The following is a 735-nucleotide window of genomic DNA, read 5'->3' as shown; positions in this document are numbered from 1 at the left end:
GATGAGTGTTCACACAGATTGATGGTTTATGAAGTTTTAGAGTGAAGAGTTCCCAAACTCTTCAAATCCAGTGTCCCGTTCGTCTAGAGGCCTAGGACACCGCCCTTTCACGGCGGTAACAGGGGTTCGACTCCCCTACGGGATACCATTGGGTCGTTAGCTCAGTTGGTAGAGCAGTTGACTTTTAATCAATTGGTCGCAGGTTCGAATCCTGCACGACCCACCATTTTCTCGATGGGGCTATAGCTCAGCTGGGAGAGCGCCTGCCTTGCACGCAGGAGGTCAGCAGTTCGATCCTGCTTAGCTCCACCATTCGAGACTTCTTCCACAAGAAGTAAAACTAATGTGGGCGATTAGCTCAGTTGGGAGAGCACCTGCCTTACAAGCAGGGGGTCACTGGTTCGAGCCCGGTATCGCCCACCATCTTTAAGCACATTCACAAGAGTGTATTTAAAAATGGTTTCTTTCTTTAAATAGAAAGCTAAATCTGCTCTTTAACAATTTGGAAAGCTGACAAAACAACAATTTATTGTTGTTTGTAAAGTTCTCAAAGTATTCATTTATTGAATACACAAAAACACATTCAAGTGTTCTTGGGTTTTGCGAAAGCAAAACATATTTGAGTCCGGCAAAATCGAGTCTGCATCATGTATAAAAATTGCAGACAACTTTGGTGATTTGATTATCAACTCGAAACTCCTTCGGGTTGTATGGTTAAGTGACTAAGCGTAGCGT

General features: G+C 43.9%; 4 tRNA genes. All 4 read left to right on the top strand.

The features are described from left to right. The first annotated feature begins 72 nt into the window (after nucleotides 1-72). A tRNA-Glu gene (locus DPF93_RS21115) sits at nucleotides 73-148 on the top strand. Nucleotides 149-150: 2 nt separating this feature from the next. Beyond that, nucleotides 151-226 (top strand) — tRNA-Lys (locus DPF93_RS21110). Nucleotides 227-236: 10 nt separating this feature from the next. Beyond that, nucleotides 237-312: transfer RNA gene (locus DPF93_RS21105), tRNA-Ala, on the top strand. Nucleotides 313-347: 35 nt separating this feature from the next. After that, nucleotides 348-423, top strand: a tRNA-Val gene (locus DPF93_RS21100). Nucleotides 424-735: the final 312 nt, after the last annotated feature.

It is taken from the genome of Vibrio rhodolitus, from assembly GCF_003350325.1.
Classification (GTDB): domain Bacteria; phylum Pseudomonadota; class Gammaproteobacteria; order Enterobacterales; family Vibrionaceae; genus Vibrio; species Vibrio rhodolitus.
This window is presented reverse-complemented; position numbering and strand designations above follow the sequence as displayed.